A 20,079-nucleotide genomic window follows, 5' to 3' on the forward strand; every position below is an offset into this window, starting at 1 on the left:
GTCAGCGGCTCGCCGGTGCGCGGCCATAAAGCAGGAGCATGGCGACGATGACGACGCCATAGATGATCTGCCGTCCCGCCTCCGGCATCTGCATGACCGAGAGGATGGATTGCAACAGCGTGATCAGGATCACGCCGGCGACGGTGCCGAGATAGGAGCCGCGCCCGCCCAGGATCGAGGTGCCGCCCAGCACCACGGCTGCGATCGACGGTAGCAGATAGGCATCGCCCATCGACTGCGCCGCCTTGGAGGCGTAGCCGGCCAGCAGCACGCCGCCGAAGGCGGAGAGCCCTCCGGAGACAGCGAAGGCGATCATCACCACGCGTCTCGTGTCGATGCCGGAGAGATAGGCGGCACGCTCGCGGTTGCCGATGCCATAGACCGCGCGGCCGAAGCCGGTGCGCGTCAGCACGAACACCATCGCGATCCCTATAAGCGCCCAGATGATGACGGCGTTGGGGACGCCCGGAATGGTGAAGCCGGTGGCCAGGTAGCGCATGGCGCCGGTCGCCGAATCCTGTGGCGAGAAGCCGCCGGTGTAGACCACCATCAGCCCTTGCGCGACGGCATTGGTGGCGAGCGTGATGATCATTGAGGGAATGCGCAAATAGGCCACGCCGATGCCGTTGACGATGCCGATCAGCACGCCGCAGAAGATGCCGAACGGGATCGCCAGCACCACCCCGGCCGGACCGTAGGCGGCCGCCGCGCAGGCCATCATCGCGCCCGCCGCCACCGACCACGGCACCGACAGGTCGATCTGGCCGAGCAGGATGACCAGCATCATGCCGGTGGCGATGACGCCGAGGAACGAGGCCACCTTGAGCTGCTGCAGGAGATATTCAGGCGACAGGAAGCTGCGTGAATAGAGACTGCCGACCAACAGCAGCACCACGATGCAGGCAAAGGCGGTCAGCACCGCCGGGTCGGCGCGGCGGATGAATTTCGGCATGCGGCCGGCAATGCCGCCCAAGGTCGTCTCGCTCACAGGAACCACTCCAGCCGGTTGCGGACCCGAAACAGGGCGAAGGCGCCGAGGCTGACGGCGACCAGCAGGATAACGCCCTGGAACAGCGGCTGCCAGAGCGGATCGAAGTCGAACACGAACAACAGGTCGCCGATGGTGCGGAAGGCAAGGGCGCCGAAGATGGCGCCGATGGCGCTTCCCTTGCCGCCGAACAGCGACACACCACCCAGCACGACCGCCGCGATCGAGAACAACGTGTAGGAGTTGCCGCTCGCGTAGGCAGCCTCGCCCGTATAGGTGAAGAAGGTGAGGAACAGCCCGCCGATCGCCGCCAGCAGCCCGGCCAGCGTATAGGCGGCGAACTTGCCGCGCCGGATCGGCACGCCGGACATATAGGCCGCCGTTTCCGAAGAGCCCGCCGCGTATGCCGCGCGGCCAAGGATCGAGCGGCTGAACGGCACCCAGATCACCAGCACGATGGCGAGCAGCACCACCAGGCTCGCCGGCACAAAGCCGAACACGCGGCCGGTCAGCGCGTCGGCCAGGTCCTCATTGACCGAACCGCCCGGGAAAGGTCGCAACAACAGTCCGATACCGTAGTAGACAGCCCCGGTGGCGATGGTGGCGACGATCGGCTGCAGCCGCCCATAGATGACGATGGCGCCGTTGACGGCGCCGCACAGAAGGCCCGCCACAAGCACGGCGATGACGCCGAGCGTGGTCTGCAACGGCGTGCCTACCACCAGCCAGGAGGCCAGGCAGTTGGTGAGCAGGAAGATCATGCCCACGGACAGGTCGATGCCGGAGGTGATGACGACCAGCGTCTGCGCCATGGCGACGAAGGCAAGCAGCACGCCCTTGTTCGCCGCCGTCTGCACGACATTGGCGGTGAAGCCCGCCGGATGGTTCGAGGTGTAGATGACGAACATGACGATGAAGATGCCGAGCGCCAGCAACGTTCCGCGCTGCTCGGCCAGCCAGTAGCGCCAATCTTTCACACGCTTGCTCCCAGGCCCACCGGGCTCTCCTCGCCATGGATGTTGAGCGCGCTCGCGATCAGCGCCCGCTCGGTGATCTCGCCGCCGACCAGCTCGCGCTTGACGGCGCCGTCATAGAGCACCAGGACCCGGTCGCAGCAGCCGATCAGCTCGTCATAGTCGGTCGAATAGAACAGGATCGCCGCGCCCGCATCCGCCAGCTTGCGCATCAGCTGATAGATCTCCTGTTTGGTGCCGACATCGATGCCGCGTGTCGGGTCGTTGAGCAGGATGATGCGCGGCTGGCGCATCAGCCATTTGGCGATCACCACCTTCTGCTGGTTGCCGCCCGACAGCGCGCCGACCGGAATGTCGAGGCCCGCCGTCTTGATCGCCAGCAGGCCGACCATGTCGTCGATCAGCCGCTGTTCGGTGGCGCGATCGATGATGCCGCCTTTCGACAGCCGGTCAAGCGCGGCGAAGGACAGGTTCTCGCGCACCGTCATCGGCAGCATCAGTCCTTCGGTCTTGCGGTCCTCCGGGATGAGCGCCATGCCGATGCCATCCTCGCGGGCCGCCGCCGGGCTGGTGATCGTCACCGGCGTGCCGTCGATCAGCACCTCGCCGGAGAGGCCGCGCAGCACACCGAAGAAGGCGAGCAGCAGTTCGCGCTGGCCTTGGCCGTCGAGCCCGCCGAGGCCGACCACCTCGCCTGCCCTGACCGTCAGCGAGATATCGTGCAGCCGGTCGGCCCAGGACAGCCTGCGCGCCTCGAGCCGGGGGGCGGCGCCAGTGGGTGCCGCCGCCGGCTTGGGCGGAAAAATATGGCTATATTCACGGCCGATCATCAGCTCGACCACCTCGTTGTCGCTCTTAGAGCCGGCCTCGTAGCTGGCGACATTGCGGCCATTGCGGAACACGGTGCAATGGTCAGCCAGTTCGGCGATCTCATTCATGCGGTGCGAGATGTAGAGCAGCGCCAGCCCTTCCGAGCGCAGTCGTTTCAAGACGCCGAAGATCTTCGCGACATCCGCCGCCGTCAGCGCCGAGGTCGCTTCGTCGAGGATGAGGATGCGCGGTTTCCTGGCCAGCGCCTTGGCGATCTCCACCATCTGCCGTCGTGACAGCGGCAGGTCCTTGACCAGCGCCAGCGGATGGATGTCGCCGGCACCCGCGCGCGCCAGCGCATTCTCGGCGATGCGCCGCTGCGCCCTGCGGTCGATCATGCCGAAGCGTTTTGGCGGATCGGAAATGACGATGTTGTCGGCGACGCTGAGTTCGGGGATCAGCGACAGTTCCTGGAAGATGCAGACGATGCCGGCCTTGTTCGCCGCACCCGGCGACGCGAAGGTCACCTCGCGTCCGTCCAGCACCATGCCGCCCTCGTCGGGCGCCACGACACCGGCCATGACCTTGATCAGCGTCGATTTGCCAGCCCCATTTTCACCGAGAATGGCGTGGATGCTGCCGGCCTCGACCGTCAGTTCGGCCTTTTCCAGCGCCCGCACGCCGCCATAGCGCTTGGAAATGCCTTCCATGCGAAAGAGTGGAGCCGCACCGTCCATCAACCCTCCCAGGGCGATTGTGGGATTGCAGGCTGGCGCCGCGGGATCAGCCGCGGCGCCAGACGATAGAAAGCGACTACTGGTTTTCCTTGGTCTGCCCCATGATTTCCTGGGCGCTGAAATTGATGCCGCAGGTCGGGAAGGAATTGCCGACGAAGAAATTGTCGGACTCCTTCGGGAAGTAATCCGTGCCTTCCTTCATGTCCGGATCCGTGGCGACGGCCAGAGGCAGCTTCACCTCCTGCGGCACCACTTCGCCTTCGAGTGCCGCGATCGCCGTCTTGATGGCGACGGCGACCTGGGCCGGGCCCGAGCCGGCGGAGGTGCACTTCAGGCCATCGGCCGAATGCGCCGCGCAGAACTTGCGGAAGCCGTTTTCGGTCTCGCCGCCGAACGGCACGAACGGATGCTTGGCGTCCATCATCGCCTGCACGATGCCGGTGTCGCCGCCCTGGCCGGTGATGCCGTCGAACGGACCGTTGGTGGCGATCGCATCGGCGGTCACTTTCTGCGCCACGCCGTCATCCCATTTGCCGGCGACTTCGGTCACATCCCACTTCTTGCCGGAGGCGTCGAACACCTCATGGATGCCGTTGTGGCGATCGGTGTCGACGGAGGTGCCGGCGACGCCGCGCACTTCCAGGATCTTGCCGCCATTCGGGATCTTGGCGACCAGCCACTTGGCCCACAATTCGCCAAGTCCCTTCTGGTCGACATTGACGTTGATAGCGTCCTTGGTGTCGAGAATATTGTCGAAGGCGACCAGCACGATGCCGGCTTCCTTGGCGCGTTTGATGACCGGGCCGAAGGCGGTCGGGTTCTGCGCGTCGGTGACGATGGCGTCATAGCCGGAATCGATGAAGTTGTTGATCGCCGAAATCTGCGCCGGCACGTCCTCGCCCGTCGAGACGACCTTGAATTCCTTGATCTTTGCCTTCACGTCGGGCTGCGACGCATAGGCCTTGGCCGTCTGCACCATCTGGATGCGCCAGGTGTTGGCGATATAGCCATTGGCGAAGGCGATGCGGAACGGACCTTCCTTCTTCGGAAATTTGAAGAACTTGGTGTTCGCGTCCCAGGGCGCGAAACAGTCGGCCTGGGCGGCGGGACCGGAGACGATCTCCGGGCCGGCAGCCATGGCCGCCGAATTGAGCATGACGAATGCGCTGGCAGCAACGATGCCGCCGACAAGTGACTTGATCATCGATAATCCTCCCGATTGCAGTTCCGATTTGTCGGTTCAGTTTTTATGCGATTTCGCGCTCCCGGCTAGCACCTCCGCCTTACCCAGTCACGCCTGCCAGATGCCGAAGACCTCCGCGATCCTTCCCCTTGCCGTCTCCTTCGGTTGGGAAAAGGTTATCATATTATACATAATAAACAAGCATGAGCTGTTGCTTATGTATAATAAACAGGCCCAGCATTTGAGTGGCGAAGCTCTCCAATGGAAAATGGTAGCGCTACCATGACGTTGTGTAAAGCGTCATTCGCGGGTGTTCTCGAAAGCGTGTTCAGCGGGCTGTGCTCTCGCGGCGCTTCAGCTCGAAGCCAAGGTCGACGACCCGCTGCCGCGGCCTGTCACCCGATATTGCCGCAAGAGCCATGGCCACCGCGCGCCTGCCGATTTCGTAGCGATGGGTGCGGATGCTGGTGATCGAAGGAAACGCCACCTGCATCATGTCGAGATCGTTGAAGCCGACAATGCCGATGGTCTTCGGCACCTCGATCGAGGCACGATGGCATTCGAACAGCACGCCGAGCGCGATGTCGTCATTGTTGCAGAACACGCCGTCGAGCGTCGGCATCTTGGCAAGCGCATCGCGGAAGAGTTCGCGGCCTAGCGGCACGCTGGACAGCACCGGCGTGGTGGTGATCAGGCGCGGGTCCGAGAGGCCGGCCTTCTCCATCGCCACCCGGTAACCAGCCAGGCGCCGCTGCGAGCGCGGGTCCATGCGTGCACCGATGAAGCCGATCCGGCGATACCCCGCCTCTATCAGGTGCTCGGTCGCCGTCCGGCCGCCATCGAGATGCGAGAAGCCGACCATCATGTCCACCGGATCGGGTCCGGTCTCCATCACCTGAACCACCGGGCAACCGGCATTCTCCAGGAGTTTTCGCGAAGCGGGCGTCTGGTCGATGCCGGCAATGATGAGCGCGGCCGGGCGTTGCGAACCGAACAGCTGCAGCAGCCGCTCTTCCTCCAGTCCGGAATAGTGCGTGTTGCCGAGCTGGATGCGGAACGGGCTGTCCGACAGGCTGTCATAGATGCCGCGCACCACCTCGGCGAAGACGTTGTTGGTTAGCGAAGGCACCAGCACGCCGAACACTTCGGCGCGCGCCGAGGCCAATGCACGCGCATTGGGGTCCGGCACATACCCGAGTTCGTCGACGGCGGCCTGGATCTGACGGCGCAGTTCCTCGGAAACACGTGCCGGGTCGCGCAGTGCGCGTGAAACGGTGATGGCGCCGACGCCGGCCTTGCGTGCCACATCCGACAGGGTTGGGCGGCCACCGCCCCGGCGCGAACGCGGCTTGATCACGGTGTTGGCCCATGCGCATGGCCATCGAAGCGCGCCCGCAATGCGATCTTTCCAGCTGTCGCCATCTCACCGGCCTGTTGCCGCACCCATCCGCCCTGGCGTCGCGCAGTGACTGCCTGTTGTCAAGCCGAGCCACCAAGTGGCCGTGCTTGGCCTTCCTCAGGCGGCTACGGCAGCTCTGTGCCTTGCCTTCCACATGAACAGCCCGATCGCCAATATGTTAAGCAGGTTCCAGGCGATGCCGTTCAGGAAAGCGGCGGCATAGGAGCCGGTCAGGTCGTAGATCCAGCCCGACATCCAGCCGCCGATCGCCATGCCGAAAATCGTCGCCATCATCACGATGCCGATGCGCTGGCCGGCCTCCTTGGCGGGCAGGTATTCGCGCACGATGATCGCATAGCAAGGCACGATGCCGCCTTGCGACAAGCCGAAGACCAGCGACACGACATAGAGCGAGGCGAGCCCGTCGAACGGGATGTAGAACAGCAGCGACAGGCATTGCAGCACGGAGCCGATAAGCAAGGTTTTGACACCGCCGATGCGGTCGGCGACAAAGCCCGAGGCGAGCCGGCTGACGACGCCCGCGGCCATCATGATCGACAGCATGTCGGCGCCATGCGCCATGCCGTAGCCAAGATCCATGCAATAGGCGACGATGTGCACTTGCGGCATCGACATCGCCACGCAGCAGCCCAGTCCCGCGATGACCAGCAGCATCTGCATCGCGGCCGGAGACATTGGCATCGGCTGCACGGACCGGCTTCCGGCCGGGCCGGCGGCTGCCGCTTCCGGAGCGCCGCGGCGCAGCAAAAGCACCAGCGGCACCATGGTGACCAGGCAGAAGACGCCGATGGCGGCATAGGTGAAGCGCCAGCCTTCCGCCTTGATCAGCGTCGGCATGATGGTCGGCCAGATCGCTCCGGCGAGGTAGTTGCCGGCCGCGGCCGCGGTGACAGCGACGCCGCGCCGGCGATTGAACCAGTGCGATATATCGGCGATCAGCGGCCCGAAGATCACCGATGTGCCGAGACCGATCAGCACGCCTTGCGCAAGGGTGAATTGCAGGATCGAGGTCGACAAAGCCGCGAGCAGAAGGCCGGCGGAGAGCGCGATCGAGGAAAACAGCGCCGGAATCCAGTAACCCATGCGATCGATGGCGCGGCCGACCAGCACATTGCCGGCGGCAAAGCCGACCATGGTCGCGGTGTAAGGCATGGATGCCGCGGCGCGGTCGACGCCGAACTCGGCCTGTACCGCCGGCAGCACCACGACAACGGCCCACATGCCGACCGCACCGATCGTCGCCAGCAGCATCGAGATGGCTAGACGCATCCAGGCGTAGGAACTGTCGATACCGGGGCTGGGCCGGCTCAAGTCGGTTCGTGACAAAGGCGTTTCCTGTCGGCGGCCTCAACCGCTGCTGTTTTGGCCACTATCGACGCATTCTCGGCGCACAGCAGCGCCACGGCGGGCAAATCCGTGGCTCCAGGGAGGTACGAGCGCGGGAACCGGCGCCAGCATCTGGAGTTTCCGATCGATAACCCGCAAAGGAGTCCAGCCATGACCGCCACCAGGCAGAAATGGTCGGCCGAGGTGACCGAGCACAGCGATGCTATGGATCTCGAGGACCACGTGTTCGAATCCGACGACGCCAAGAAGATCGCCGCCTCGCTCAAGCGTTCGGCCGAACACAGCCACCGCCGCAAGGCCGAGCCCTTCCAGTCCGCCATGTCGATGCTGAATTTCTACATCAACAGGGCCGGAAAAAACCTGCCCGCGGCTCGCAAGAAGATCCTCGAGGACGCCAAGGACGAATTGCGTGCGGCATTCGGGCGGCCAAAGGAGGATTAGGCTTTCGCCGCCAATGGCTCCTCAAGCTTGTTCCTCACCCCATCAAAAACGAGGTGAGGAACCCGTTTATTACCGCTATCCAGCCGGTAGGCGCCCTATTGTCTGATCTCGGGTTCGACAAGCTTGGCCAGGTTTCGCAGCGACTCCTGCCAGCCGAGATAGCAGGCTTCGGCGGGAATGGCGTCTGGAATGCCGGCTTGTGTGATGTTCACTTCGGTGCCCACGGACACTTTCTTCAGCGTCACGGTCACCTGGATCTCGCCGGGCAGGTTGGGATCGTCGAACCTGTCGGTGTAGCGCAGGAGTTCGCCCGCGACGAGCTCGACGTACTCACCGCCAAACGAATGGCTGTCGCCAGTGGTGAAGTTGCGGAACGACATCTTGAAGGTACCGCCGACCTTGCCCTCGAAGTGATGAACCGTGCAGGTGAAGCCGTTCGGCGGAAGCCATTTGGCAAGCGCATCGGCCTCGAGGAACGCGCGGTAGACCTTCTCCGGGCTGGTGGTCAGGACGCGGTGCAGACGTACGGTGCTGGGCATGTCGATACTCCTTCGTGGTCTCTGTTCGATGCCCCAAGGACGGGTACCGCACAGCCGATCCGACACAGGCTTTTGAATTTTGTGCGGTCCGGCCCCGAATTGCTTCGAATTCCAAGGCGCGAACACCCGCGCCCAACGGCCGTGTCGCGGAAATCTATCGCGAACGGATGACGTTGTCGGTATTGGCCAGCAGCTTGCGCACGGCATTGCGCGCCGCATCCGGCCGCTGGAGGCGGATGTTCTTTTCGATTGCCTCGTGCATCTTCTGGGCGAGCTGCAAATCGTCGAGCTCCCGGGTCGTGTAGGCAAACAGGTGATCGAAGGCGGATTCGATCAGCACGCCGAGCGGCACCAGCAGATCATTGCCCGAGGCACGCAATATGGCGAGGTGGAAGCGGGTGTCGGCACGGGTCCGTTCCTGCAAGCTTTTCGCCTCTCCCATCTCCCGGCAGGCCTGGCTGATCTCGGCCATCTGCTCGTCGGTGCGCCGCATGGCGGCGAATGCGGTCGCTTCCGGCTCGATGATGTGGCGGAATTCCTGCACCGTCTTCAGGAAAACCTCGCGGTCGGGCGACGTCGCGTACCAGGCGAGCACATCGCGGTCGAGCAGGTTCCAGCGTTCCCTGGGTTCGACCCAGCTGCCGATCTTGGGGCGCGATGCGAGCAGGCTCTTGGCCATCAGCATCTTGATCGCCTCGCGCACCGCCGAGCGGCTGACGCTGAACGTCTCCGACCATTTGGCCTCATTGGGCAGGATGGTGCCGGGCGGATAATCGCCGCGCACGATCCTGAGCCCAATCTCGCTGGCCAGTGATGTGTGCACGCTGGAGCCCGGAATACGTGCCGCGTCGGCTCGCCGAACACCGGCCGGACGATCGGCGGCTACAGCCTTTTTCGGCGATTTTTCCCTGTTCGGCTTCGCGTCCCGCATGCATTCCAGAAAGGCCGGTTTAGGGAGGCTGTCAAGCGTGGTGCGGGCGTGAGGCCGCAAAGCCGGCCTCTATGCACAACCCAGCCGTGATTCGAGCTCGCTTAGGCGGTCTTGACGTATTTGCGCCAGCTGTGCTCCGGGCGGAAGCCGAGCATGTCGCGCGCCTTGCGGTTCGACAGCAGCGTCTCGTATTCACCGAGTTCGCCCTTGACCGGCACGTCGGGATAGAACCGCTTCAGGAGTTCGGCGGTCGGCAGGTCGGACGAGGTGTCGTCATTGGCGGCATTGAACACCTGGTAGCCCAGCCCATCCTTCTCGACGGCACGCAGCGTGATCTGGCCAAGGTCCCGGGCATCGATGTAGCTCCAGGCGATACGCTTGCGAAAACCAGGATCGGCGAACCATTTCGGAAACAGCGAATACTCATGCGGCTCGATGACGTTGCCTATGCGCAAGGCATAGATATCCGTGCCATTGCGCTGCGCGAAAGCGCGCGCGGTCTTCTCGTTGACGATCTTTGACAGCGCATAGCTGTCCATCGGGTCGACGTCATAGTCCTCGTCGAGCGGGAAATACGCGGGATCGCGCGGCTCGTTGGCGAACACCAGGCCGTAGGTCGTCTCGCTGGAAGCGATGATCACCTTGCGGATGCCGAGCTTCACCGCCGCCTCGATGATGTTGTAGGTGCCCATTGCATTGATGCGGAACACCTCGTTGTCGGGCGTGATCATGATGCGTGGAATGGCAGCAAAATGCACCACGGCGTCCACTGGCTGCGGGCGTAGCGAGGGGTCGAATTCGTGCAGCCCCATATAGCTAGACAGCGCGTTGAACACCTGGCCGCTGTCGGTGATGTCGGTGATCAGCGTGCGCACCTTGGGATTGTCGAGCGGCCTGGTGTCGATGTTGAGCACCTGGCAACCCTGCTCCACCAGATATTGCACGACGTGGCGCCCAGCCTTGCCGCTGCCGCCGGTGAACATGATCCGCTTCGTCATTTCTGGTCTCCACGAAAGTCCTGGGATTTACGTGTATTGTCAGACAATATTGCTTTCTGCAACCGTCTATGGCTAAAACAGCGGCGACATTATCGATAATCACGCAACAGGACAGACAGCATGAACACGACCGCTACGGGTGAGAAGATCGGCTTTGTCGGCCTTGGATTGATGGGGCACGGCATCGCCAAGAACATCGTCGACAAGGGATATTCCCTGACCTTCCTCGGCCGCAAGAACCGCAAACCGGCGGAGGATCTTCTCGGCCGAGGCGCTCGTGAGGCATCGACTTCCCGCGATGTGGCGGCGGCATCCGATATCGTCTTCATCTGCGTCACCGGCTCGCGCGAGGTGGAGGCTATCATTCGCGGTCCCGATGGCCTCAAGGAGGGTTTGAAGAAGGGGGCGGTCGTCGTCGACTGCTCGACATCGGATCCGGTCTCGACCGTGGCACTTGCCGCGGAACTCAAGGCGCTCGGCGTCGACTATGTCGACGCGCCGCTCAGCCGCACGCCGAAGGAAGCCTGGGAAGGCACGCTCGACGCCATGGTCGGCGCGCCCGATGCCGTCTTTGCCAGGGTCAAGCCGGTGATCGACACCTGGGCCGGCCGCATCGTGCATATCGGCGATACCGGAGACGGCCACCGCATGAAGCTGCTCAACAATTTCATCTCGCTGGGCTACGCCGCCCTTTATTCCGAGGCCTTGGCACTGGCGGAGAAGGTCGGCATCTCGCCGCCGCGTTTCGACAGCGTCATCCGCAATGGCCGCATGGATTGCGGCTTCTATCAGACCTTCATGCGCTGGACGCTGGAAGGCGACCGCGACGCCCACAAATTCACCATCGCCAATGCCTTCAAGGACCTGACCTATCTGGAATCGATGGCGGGGGCGGCGGGCATCGCCAATCCGCTCGGCAACGCCACCAAGAACGCCTTCGCCGGCGCTCACGCAACCGGCCCGGCCGAGCAGTTCGTGCCGATGCTGGCCACGCACATCGCCAAGGTCAATGGCATCGACCTGATGCCGACGAAGGATGGAAGGAAGCAGACGATCTGAGACCCGGACGGTCGGCTGGCCTTAGCGCCGGCCCCTTCCGATCCCCTCATCGGTGTCGGCAAGCAGCTTGTGCACGGCGTTGCGCGCCGCGGCTGGCCGCTGCAGGCGGATGCTTTTCTCGATCGCCTCGTGCAGTTTCTGTGCCCGCCGTTGATCGCCGACCTGGCGTGTGGTGAAGATGAAGAGATGGTCGAGCGCCGATTCGATCAACACGCCGAGCGGCACCAGAAGGTCGTTGCCCGAGGCCCGCAGGATGGCGAGGTGGAAGCGCGTGTCGGCACGGATGCGCTCGGGCAGGTTGGCCGCCTCGGCCATCTCCCGGCAGGCCAGGCTGATCTCGGCCATCTGCTCGTCGCTGCGCCGTATTGCGGCAAAGGCGGATGCTTCCGGTTCGATGATGTGGCGGAACTCCTGCACGGTGCGAAGGAACGCTTCGCGATCCGGCGCGGTCGCGTACCAGGCCAGCACGTCGCGGTCGAGCAGGTTCCAGCGCTCCTTCGGCTCGACCCAACTCCCGATCTTTGGCCGCGACGCCAGAAGGCTCTTGGCCATCAGCATCTTGATCGCCTCGCGCACCGCCGAACGGCTGACATTGAAGGTTTCGGCCCATTTGGCCTCATTGGGCAGGATGCTGCCAGGCGGATAGTCGCCGCGCACGATCCTGAGGCCAATCTCGCTGGCGAGCGAGGCATGGACGCTGGACCCGGGAAAGTGCGCCGCATCCACCCTGCGCATGGCTGCCGGGTCGTGGCTGGCTTGCGCCTTGGCCCGGCCGGCTTTTTTCTTTGCCTTCTCGTCCGGCATCCACGTTCCAATAGGTCGGCCGCCAGTCACCCGGATTGATCCAAACCCGCGCGGCGCACCGATCCCGTTGCCGAAAATCCAAACCACTGACGCGTCAAAGCCGGGCTCCGATAGCCCCAACCAAGGCGTCCTGTTGAAGAATTGGAGGAAACGGGGCGCTCGTTGGCGAGCGCCCCGAAATCGCGGCCTATTTCTGGATGCAGGTGTCGACCGTGTCCTTGGTGCATTCGTCGAGACCGGTGAAGACCGGATCGTCAACCTTCTTGCCTTCGACCAGGTCGATCATCACCGATGGTGCCTTGTAGCCCATTTCGAAGGGCCGCTGGCCGACCAGCGCGGTGACAAGGCCGTCCCTGGCGATGGCCACCTCGTCGCCGATCGTGTCGGCGGCGCCGATGACGAAGTCGTTCTTGGCCAGCCGGTCCTTGAGCGGTCCGACCAGGTCGCGGTAGGGCTGCGGCGCGCCGAACAGCGGCCAGCCGCCCATGATGCCGAACGCGTCGAGCTTGGGATTGGCGGCGAGGATGTCGGTCATCGCCTGAACGCCCTTGGCTCCGTCGTCATTGGTGAATACCGGGCAGCCGGCGACTTCCGTCCAGCCGCCTTCGCCGGCAAGTGCCGTGAGGCCTTCCTTGCCCGTCAGCGCGTCGCGCATGCCTTGCGCGCGACGCAAGATGTTGTCGGCCGCCGGATTGCCCTCGATGGTGCAGATCGTGCCACCATTCGGCTTGGCCTTCTTGATGTACTCGCCGATTTTCTTGCCCATCAGGTAGTTGTCGGTGCCGAGATAGGTCTTGCGCAGTGCCGCGTCTTCCTTGGCGAGGTCGGCGTCGACGGTCATGATCGGGATCGACGGATTGGCGCTCTTGATCGTCTGTGCGATCAGTGGCGCGTTGGACGGCGAGATCGCCATCGCCACCGTGTCGGCCTTGCTCAGCATATCCTGCACGATCTGCGCCTCGCCGGCCTCGTCGGAAGTCGATGCCGGACCGGTGTAGAAGCATTCATATTCCGAGCTGGCGTTTTCCTTGTTCCATTTCTCGCAGCCCTGGTGGATGGCTTCGAAGAATGGATTGTCGAGACCTTTCACCACGATGACGAGCTGCTTCTTGGCCAAAGCCGGCCCGGCGCCCAACGCCATGGCGGCGACGGCGGCGAGCAATACTGTTTTCCTCATGTCAGTCCTCCCTTTGCAACCAGACGGACACGGCGTGCCCGCCACACAAACCAGCCGGGATGCGAGATGACTGAGACGCATGCGCCCATTCAATCCGGCCAGGCCGATAAGCATTTTCAGATACGACCCTCCCAGCGACGACGCTGCACGATCGCCAAAACCTTCCTGCCGTTGGCGCCGCCGATGGCGTCGTCAAAGCCGGCATGTCTTCCTCCGACGCTCAACTAATAACGGCTTGCCGCCAACGTCAATGCTATTTGTCCTACAAAACTGATTTTTCAAATTCCGCACGGCACTATTCGTCTGACAATTGCCCGTTCGACAATTGACGCCCGCGATGCCATTCGCGTAAATGACCGCATCGCTGCCCCCGGGAGGAGCTGGGGAAAGCCAATGGAAGCTGTCGCCTGTCCGCGTGCGGATGGGCCAGGCATGGGAGGCAAAGACGGGTGGCGGTTCTCGAACTCACCAACATCTCGAAGCATTTCGGCGCCATCCAGGCGGTCAACGACGTGTCGCTGTCGATCGAGCCCGGGGAGGTCGTGGGCCTGATGGGCGACAACGGCGCCGGCAAGTCGACGCTGGTCAAGATGATCGCGGGCAATTTCCGCCCGAGCCATGGCACGATGCGCATGGACGACAAGGAACTCATCCTGCACAAGCCGGTCGAGGCCCGCCAGCACGGCATCGAGATCGTCCACCAGGACCTGGCGCTCTGCAACAATCTGACGGCGGCGGCCAATGTCTATCTCGGCCGCGAACTGCGCCGTGGCGTCGGCCCGTTCCGCATCCTCGACTATGCGGCGATGTACAAGCGCGCCGGCCATATCTTCGCCGAGCTGAAATCCGAGACGCGCCCGCGCGATCTCGTCAAGCAGATGTCGGGCGGACAGCGCCAGGCCGTGGCGATCGCCCGCACCATGCTGTCGCAGGCCAAGATCGTGCTGATGGACGAGCCGACGGCGGCGATCTCGGTGCGGCAGGTCGCCGAAGTGCTCAACCTCATCCGCAACCTGCGTAACCAGGGCATCGCCGTGGTGCTGATCAGCCACCGCATGCCCGACGTCTTCGACGTCGCGGACCGCGTCATCGTGATGCGGCGCGGCAGGAAGGTCGCCGACAAGGCGATCGCGTCGAGCTCGCCCGAGGAAGTCACCGGGCTGATCACCGGCGCCATCGAGCAGGCGGCGTGAGAGGGATAAAACCGGGTTTCATTGCGCTGGCGCGTTTCGCTGCCGGCAGGAAAGGTCGATAATGGCAGTCACCCTTGACCAGACGATCGCGCAGAAGCAGCACACTTTCCTGTCGCGCCTGTTCTCCAGCCAGACTTTCTGGGTGGTGGTCGCCGTCATCCTGGCCTGCATCTTCCTGTCCTTCGCCACCGATGCCTTCGCCACCTCGAAGAACCTCTACAACATCACCCGCAACATCACCTTCGTCGCCATCGTGGCGCTCGGCATGACCTTCGTCATCATCACCGGTGGCATCGACCTGTCGGTCGGCTCTGTGCTGTGCCTGTGCTCGATGGTGCTGGCCGTCACCATGCATGCCGGCTATTCGATCGAGATCGGCATTCTGGCCTCGATCGCCACCGCGCTCGTCATCGGCGCCTTCAACGGCATTTTTATCGCCTATCTGGGCTTTCCGCCCTTCGTGGTGACGCTCGGCATGCTGTCGATCGCCCGCAGCCTCGCCATGGTCGCCTCCAACAACACCGTCGTCTTCCAGTTCGGCCCGGACCACGACAAGCTTCTGGCACTCGGCGGCGGCGCCTGGGTGTTCGGCATCGCCAACCCGGTGCTCTACACGATCCTGCTGGCCCTGATCACCGGCTTCGTCCTGCGCTGGACGAAGTTCGGCCGGCATATCTTCGCCATTGGCGGCAACGAGCACGCCGCGACGCTGACCGGCGTGCCGGTGCGCCAGATCAAGGTCGCCGTCTACATGATCTCGGCGCTGTCGGCCGGCATTGCCGGCATCATCGAAACTGGCTGGCTCGGCGCTGTCACCACCAATCTCGGCAACGGCATGGAACTGCAAGTGATCGCCGCCACCGTCATCGGTGGCGCCAATTTGGCCGGCGGCGTCGGCACCGCCTTTGGCGCCATCGTCGGTGCCGCCCTCATCGAGGTGATCCGCAACAGCCTTGGCCTGCTCGGCATCAACGCCTTCTGGCAGGGCACCTTCATCGGCGGCGCCATCCTGCTGGCGGTTCTGTTCGACCGCATCCGCAATTTCAGGCGCAGCGATTGAGGGGCTCTTCGCCGTCGAAGCGCTATTCGTTCTGATCCTATCGCTCAGTCTGAAAATCGGCTGAAGCCAACCTCCATTGGTACCGGCCAACAGCCGATGCCTTGACGGATGCCGAAAACCGGCCGCACAATCCCCCCTGCAGGCGAAGGGAGGCCAGTCGCTTGCGGGAGGATATGCCATGACGGAAGCGATCAGGCTCTACTGGGGCCGGTTCGGACATGTTTCTGTCCTGAATGTCGCGAGCGACTTCGTCACCCATGCCCATGTCGAGGCGCATCTGATCATCTGGCTCGAAGGCACCGCCGGCGAGATGACCATCGGCCGCGAGACGGTCCGCCTCGGCCCTTGCACCGCCGCCGGCATCAATTCCTTCCAGCCCCACAGCCATGTCCTGTCGCAAAACGGGACGCCCGGTCTGTTTCTCGCCTTCTACATCGATCCCGACTGGGCCCGCCGCCGGCGCGACCTGCCATCCAGCGCGCCGCTGTTTTCGCGGGCGGCGATCGCGCTCGAGCCTTGGCTGCACCAGGCGGCCGCCAGCCTGCTCGACCATCTCACCGACAATGAGAGCGTCGACGATGTCGCCAACTACGAGATCGAGCGATTCATCGACTCTGTGCTCGATGCCGCCGACGCCTCGGCGCCGCAGGAAGCGCGCGGCCGCATAAACACCGTGCAGGATTTCCGCGTCCGCAAGGCGATCCAGCTGATGAAGGCCAATGTCTGCGAACGCATCTCCTTCGACGACGTTGCCCGCGCCGTTGGCCTTTCGCGGCCGCATTTCTTCGCCTTGTTCAAGGAACAGACCAACCTGACGCCCAACGTCTACTGGAACACGCTGCGCATGGAGGAAGCGGTGCGGCAGTTGCAATGGTCGCGGGAGCCGCTGATCTCGGTCGCCTGCAATCTCGGCTTCACCACGCAAGGCAATTTCTCGCGCTTCTTCCGTGACCATGTCGGCGTGCCGCCGACGCTCTACCGCGAGGCCGCGCGGGCAATGGCCTGAGCCGGCAGCCATCTGTTTTTCAGACTGGTTGATAGATGCTCAAGACGCATTGATAAGCGCTGTGCGCGCTAGCGCCCTACCCTTGCCGCAACGAAATTCGCAAGGGAACATCTTATGCCCAAAGTCACCATTTCCAGCGTGATCGACGCACCGGTCGAAAAGGTTTGGGCGCGCATACGCGACTTCAACGGGTTGCCGGATTGGCATCCACGCATGGTCGAGAGCCATATCGAAGACGGCAAGGATGCCAGCACGATCGGCTGCGTGCGCAACTTCCAGCTGGCCAGCGGTGCCCGCCTGCGCGAAAAACTGCTCGACTTCTCCGATGACAATTTCCTCGTCAGCTATTCCATCCTGGAAACGCCGCAGCCCCTCACCAACCACAAGGCGACGCTGCAGCTCAGGCGCGTCACCGACGGCGACCGCACCTATGCCGAATGGACCGCCAGCTTCGACGCAGCACCCGAAGAAGCCGACAAGCTGGCCGAGGGCATGGGCGCCAATGTCTTCCAGGGCGGCTTCAACGCCCTGAAGAGCCATTTCGCCGAGCAAGGCTGAGCCAAACCACGGGAGCGCGCCATGGCGCTGGCATTGCAGACATTCTCGACCGTGAAGGACGCCAATGCGGCGCTGACGGTCGCTGGCAGCCGCTATCTCGGCGGCGGCACGCTTGTGGTTCGAGCCGCCAATGAAGGCGATATCTCCGTCTCCACTCTTGTCCGCGCCTCCGACCCGGCCCTGTCGGGCATCGCCCTGTCCGGCGGCAAGGTGCGCATCGGCGCTTCGGTGACAATGGCGGAGATCGCCCGCCATCCGGAACTCGGTACCCTCGCCAAGGCCGCGCGCGCCGTCGGCGGCCCGGCGATCCGCAACATGGCGACCATCGGCGGCAATCTGTTCTCGCCGGCGCCCTATGGCGATTTCGCCGTGGCCCTGCTGGCGCTCGACGCAACGATCGCTGCCGATGACGGCGAAAGCCCTATCGAGACCTTCCTGGCCGCACGGGACGACAGCCGCGCCATCGTCACGTCGGTCGGTTTCACGCTTCCGAAGCCCGACAGCTTCCGCTTCCTCAAAGTGTCGCGGGTCAAGCCCAAGGGGGTCTCGGTGCTGAGCATCGCCATCGTTCTGGAACAGGCTGGAGACGGGACCGTGTCCTCGGCGCGGGTCGCGCTGGGCTGCATGGCCGATCGGCCGATGCGTGCCAAGGCAGCGGAAAAAGCGCTGCTCGGCAGGACGCTCGACCCGGATGGCATCGCACCGGCGCTGGCTGCCGCGGCTGAAGGCATATCGCCCATCACCGACCCGATCGCCAGCGCCTGGTATCGCGCCGAAGTGCTGCCGGTGCATCTCGGCCGACTGCTGCTGACCGAATAACACCCGTGGGAGGGCGCGCGTCTGTCCGGTCCTCGGGCAGGCGCGCAAGGAGGAAGAATGGCAAAGGTCCCGGTTCAATTCACGCTCAACGGCTCCGAAAAAGCCGAATTCATAGAAAGCGGCACCACGCTGCTCAATGCCTTGCGCGACAAGGTCGGCGACACCTCGCCGAAGGGCGGCTGCCACCAAGGCACCTGCGGCGCCTGCTCCGTCATCATCGACGGCGAGTTGAGGCTCTCCTGCCTGACGCTGGCCGAGACCTGCAACGATGCAACGATCACCACCACATCGGGCCTCGCCGAAGGCGGCGTGCTGCACCCGCTGCAGCGTGCCTTCCTCGACACATTCGCCAGCCAATGCGGTTTTTGCACGCCGGGCATGATCATGGCCGCCAAGGTGCTGCTCGACCACACGCCCAATCCCAGCCGCGAGGATGTCGTCGAGGCGCTGTCCGGGAACGTCTGCCGCTGCACCGGCTACGAGCCGATCATCCAGGCGGTGCTCACCGCCGCCCGCGCCAATTCGCAGAACGCGGCCTAGAGCCGGATGATTTCAGGTCGAACAGACCTGAAATCCGAATCCGGCTCTAAATCAAAGAGATAGAGCATGATGTCGCCCGAAAACCGCTTCACACTTTTCGGCATCATGCTCTGAGGGACCAAAGAAATGGAATTGCGCAAGAGCTACTTCGCCGATGTCCGCAAGGACGATCTGCATGAGATCGGCCAGGCGCGGCCACGCTCGGATTCGCCAGGCCACGTCACCGGAAAGACCGCCTATTTCGCCGACCGCAACTTTCCCGGCATGCTGCATTTGAAGATGGTGCGCAGCCCTCATCACCATGCCCGCATCCGCTCGATCGACACGTCGGAGGCCGAAAAACATCCGGGCGTGGTCAAGGTGCTGACGGCCAGGGACGTGCCGCACAATGTCTACACGATCCTGATCCTGATCCAGGTCGGACCGGAAGACGAGACGGTCCTGGCCGACGGCAAGGTGCGCTGGAAGGGCGAGGCCGTGGTGGCGGTGCTGGCCGAAACCGAGCGTGCCGCCCAGGAAGCCGCCGCCAAGGTCAAGGTCGATTATGAAGTGCTGCCCGCCGTGTTCGACATGGAGGAAGCGCTGAAGCCCGGCGCGCCGATCGTCAACGAGTATCACGGCCAGAACTATTACCTCTATGACAGCGGCGCGTGCCGCAAGGTGCGCTTCGGCGATGTCGAGGCGGGCTTTGCCGAGGCCGATCACGTGCTGGAGCAAAGCTATCAGTCCTCGCCCATCGAGCACGCGCCGACCGAGACCACCGGTTGCGTGGTGGCGCCCGAGGGCAATGACCGCTTCACCTGCTACACCAACACACAGGCGATGTTCTTCACCCTCGACAACACCTCGATCATCCTGCAGATGCCGGGCAGCAAGCTGCATTTTGTCGGCGGCACGGTCGGCGGCGGTTTCGGCGGCAAGGTCGATGTCATCGTCGAGCCGATTGCCATCCTCGGCGCAAAACTAACCGGGCGACCAGTCTGTTTTATCTACAGCCGCGAGGAGGAGATGCAGATCTCCTCGCCCCGCGCGGCCGAAAAAGTCGTCATCAAGGACGGCGTCATGAACGATGGCCGCATCGTCGCACGGAAGGTCACCGGCTACACCGATGCCGGTGCCTACTCCCGCCACTCGCCCTATGGCGCGCAGAAGGGCGCCGGGCACTATCCCGGTCCCTACACCATCCCCAACGTCTGGATCGACACCTACTGCGTCTACACCAATCGCACGCCGTCGTCGGCCATGCGCGGCTTCGGCGTCACCATCGGCGATTTCGCGCTGGAGGTGCAGATGGACAAGCTGGCGCGGCTGATCGGCATGGATCCACTCGAATTCCGCTTCATCAATGCCTATCGCGACGGCGACATGAAGGCGCATCGCCAGCCGACCGAGGGCGCGGCACTCATCGAATGCATGCAGGAAGCCTCGCGCGCCGCCCACTGGCCGGTGGCGGAGAAATACATGGCGATGTCCTCGTACAAGAACGGAGCTTGAG

General features: G+C 63.7%; 20 protein-coding genes. 9 read left to right on the forward strand and 11 right to left on the reverse strand.

The genetic code is table 11. The features are described 5' to 3' along the window. Window position 1 precedes the first annotated feature (1 nt). From LB524_RS02235 to LB524_RS02260, 6 genes are all read right to left on the reverse strand, one after another. Window positions 2-988 (reverse strand): ABC transporter permease, encoded by a 987-nt coding sequence (locus tag LB524_RS02235; RefSeq protein WP_015317118.1) that lies wholly within the window; start codon window positions 986-988, stop codon window positions 2-4. Beyond that, window positions 985-1,965, reverse strand: coding sequence for an ABC transporter permease (locus LB524_RS02240; RefSeq protein ID WP_015317117.1), 981 nt, complete (start codon window positions 1,963-1,965; stop codon window positions 985-987). The genes LB524_RS02235 and LB524_RS02240 overlap by 4 nt, the downstream gene beginning before the upstream one ends. Next, window positions 1,962-3,509, reverse strand: coding sequence for a sugar ABC transporter ATP-binding protein (locus LB524_RS02245; RefSeq protein ID WP_224523431.1), 1,548 nt, complete (start codon window positions 3,507-3,509; stop codon window positions 1,962-1,964). The genes LB524_RS02240 and LB524_RS02245 overlap by 4 nt, the downstream gene beginning before the upstream one ends. Window positions 3,510-3,585: 76 nt before the next feature. Further along, a complete protein-coding gene (locus LB524_RS02250; RefSeq protein WP_015317115.1) occupies window positions 3,586-4,713 on the reverse strand; it encodes a sugar ABC transporter substrate-binding protein in 1,128 nt (375 codons plus the stop codon). A gap of 307 nt (window positions 4,714-5,020) precedes the next feature. Next, on the reverse strand, window positions 5,021-6,049 hold the full coding sequence (locus LB524_RS02255; RefSeq protein ID WP_140665368.1) for a LacI family DNA-binding transcriptional regulator: 1,029 nt from the start codon (window positions 6,047-6,049) through the stop codon (window positions 5,021-5,023). A gap of 159 nt (window positions 6,050-6,208) precedes the next feature. Further along, entirely contained in the window at window positions 6,209-7,438 is a 1,230-nt protein-coding gene (locus LB524_RS02260; protein WP_224523432.1) for an MFS transporter, read from the reverse strand. Window positions 7,439-7,609: 171 nt separating this feature from the next. Here LB524_RS02260 and LB524_RS02265 point away from each other — a divergent pair, with 171 nt between their 5' ends. Further along, window positions 7,610-7,900 carry a DUF3175 domain-containing protein gene (locus LB524_RS02265; RefSeq protein WP_140714481.1) on the forward strand — a complete coding sequence of 97 codons (291 nt, stop codon included), beginning with the start codon at window positions 7,610-7,612 and terminating at the stop codon, window positions 7,898-7,900. Window positions 7,901-7,995: 95 nt separating this feature from the next. Here the strand turns inward: LB524_RS02265 and LB524_RS02270 are convergent, their stop codons facing one another. The 3 genes from LB524_RS02270 to LB524_RS02280 all read right to left on the reverse strand — a co-directional run bounded on the left by LB524_RS02270 (window position 7,996) and on the right by LB524_RS02280 (window position 10,368). After that, window positions 7,996-8,439 (reverse strand): SRPBCC family protein, encoded by a 444-nt coding sequence (locus LB524_RS02270; protein ID WP_023769571.1) that lies wholly within the window; start codon window positions 8,437-8,439, stop codon window positions 7,996-7,998. A 154-nt stretch (window positions 8,440-8,593) separates the two neighbouring features. Next, a complete protein-coding gene (locus tag LB524_RS02275; protein ID WP_140665373.1) occupies window positions 8,594-9,370 on the reverse strand; it encodes a FadR/GntR family transcriptional regulator in 777 nt (258 codons plus the stop codon). A gap of 101 nt (window positions 9,371-9,471) precedes the next feature. Continuing rightward, window positions 9,472-10,368, reverse strand: a complete 897-nt coding sequence (locus tag LB524_RS02280) for an NAD-dependent epimerase/dehydratase family protein (RefSeq protein WP_015317109.1) — start codon at window positions 10,366-10,368, stop codon at window positions 9,472-9,474. 120 nt (window positions 10,369-10,488) lie between these two features. On the opposite strand from LB524_RS02280, the gene LB524_RS02285 reads away from it, so the two are divergent. Beyond that, window positions 10,489-11,427, forward strand: coding sequence for an NAD(P)-dependent oxidoreductase (locus tag LB524_RS02285; RefSeq protein ID WP_140615500.1), 939 nt, complete (start codon window positions 10,489-10,491; stop codon window positions 11,425-11,427). Between the two features lie 21 nt (window positions 11,428-11,448). Here LB524_RS02285 and LB524_RS02290 read toward each other — a convergent pair whose 3' ends face one another. Both LB524_RS02290 and LB524_RS02295 read right to left on the reverse strand, forming a co-directional pair. Continuing rightward, entirely contained in the window at window positions 11,449-12,231 is a 783-nt protein-coding gene (locus LB524_RS02290; protein ID WP_224523435.1) for a FadR/GntR family transcriptional regulator, read from the reverse strand. A gap of 187 nt (window positions 12,232-12,418) precedes the next feature. Next, window positions 12,419-13,408, reverse strand: coding sequence for a sugar-binding protein (locus tag LB524_RS02295; protein ID WP_140615496.1), 990 nt, complete (start codon window positions 13,406-13,408; stop codon window positions 12,419-12,421). A gap of 449 nt (window positions 13,409-13,857) precedes the next feature. Between LB524_RS02295 and LB524_RS02300 the strand changes: the two genes are divergently transcribed. The 7 genes from LB524_RS02300 to LB524_RS28780 all read left to right on the forward strand — a co-directional run bounded on the left by LB524_RS02300 (window position 13,858) and on the right by LB524_RS28780 (window position 20,078). Then, window positions 13,858-14,601 carry an ATP-binding cassette domain-containing protein gene (locus LB524_RS02300; RefSeq protein WP_140615494.1) on the forward strand — a complete coding sequence of 248 codons (744 nt, stop codon included), beginning with the start codon at window positions 13,858-13,860 and terminating at the stop codon, window positions 14,599-14,601. 61 nt (window positions 14,602-14,662) lie between these two features. Then, entirely contained in the window at window positions 14,663-15,661 is a 999-nt protein-coding gene (locus LB524_RS02305) for an ABC transporter permease (protein ID WP_015317104.1), read from the forward strand. A 178-nt stretch (window positions 15,662-15,839) separates the two neighbouring features. Continuing rightward, window positions 15,840-16,667: a helix-turn-helix domain-containing protein gene (locus LB524_RS02310; protein ID WP_224523439.1), complete on the forward strand. Its 828-nt coding sequence runs from the start codon at window positions 15,840-15,842 to the stop codon at window positions 16,665-16,667. Between the two features lie 114 nt (window positions 16,668-16,781). Next, window positions 16,782-17,225 carry an SRPBCC family protein gene (locus LB524_RS02315; RefSeq protein ID WP_140615488.1) on the forward strand — a complete coding sequence of 148 codons (444 nt, stop codon included), beginning with the start codon at window positions 16,782-16,784 and terminating at the stop codon, window positions 17,223-17,225. A 21-nt stretch (window positions 17,226-17,246) separates the two neighbouring features. After that, a complete protein-coding gene (locus tag LB524_RS02320) occupies window positions 17,247-18,044 on the forward strand; it encodes an FAD binding domain-containing protein (RefSeq protein WP_140873245.1) in 798 nt (265 codons plus the stop codon). Window positions 18,045-18,101: 57 nt separating this feature from the next. After that, on the forward strand, window positions 18,102-18,584 hold the full coding sequence (locus tag LB524_RS02325; RefSeq protein ID WP_140790338.1) for a (2Fe-2S)-binding protein: 483 nt from the start codon (window positions 18,102-18,104) through the stop codon (window positions 18,582-18,584). 126 nt (window positions 18,585-18,710) lie between these two features. Continuing rightward, window positions 18,711-20,078, forward strand: a complete 1,368-nt coding sequence (locus LB524_RS28780) for a xanthine dehydrogenase family protein molybdopterin-binding subunit (protein ID WP_140790340.1) — start codon at window positions 18,711-18,713, stop codon at window positions 20,076-20,078. Window position 20,079: the final 1 nt, after the last annotated feature.

It is taken from the genome of Mesorhizobium sp. ESP6-5 (assembly GCF_020164695.1).
Lineage (GTDB): Bacteria > Pseudomonadota > Alphaproteobacteria > Rhizobiales > Rhizobiaceae > Mesorhizobium > Mesorhizobium australicum.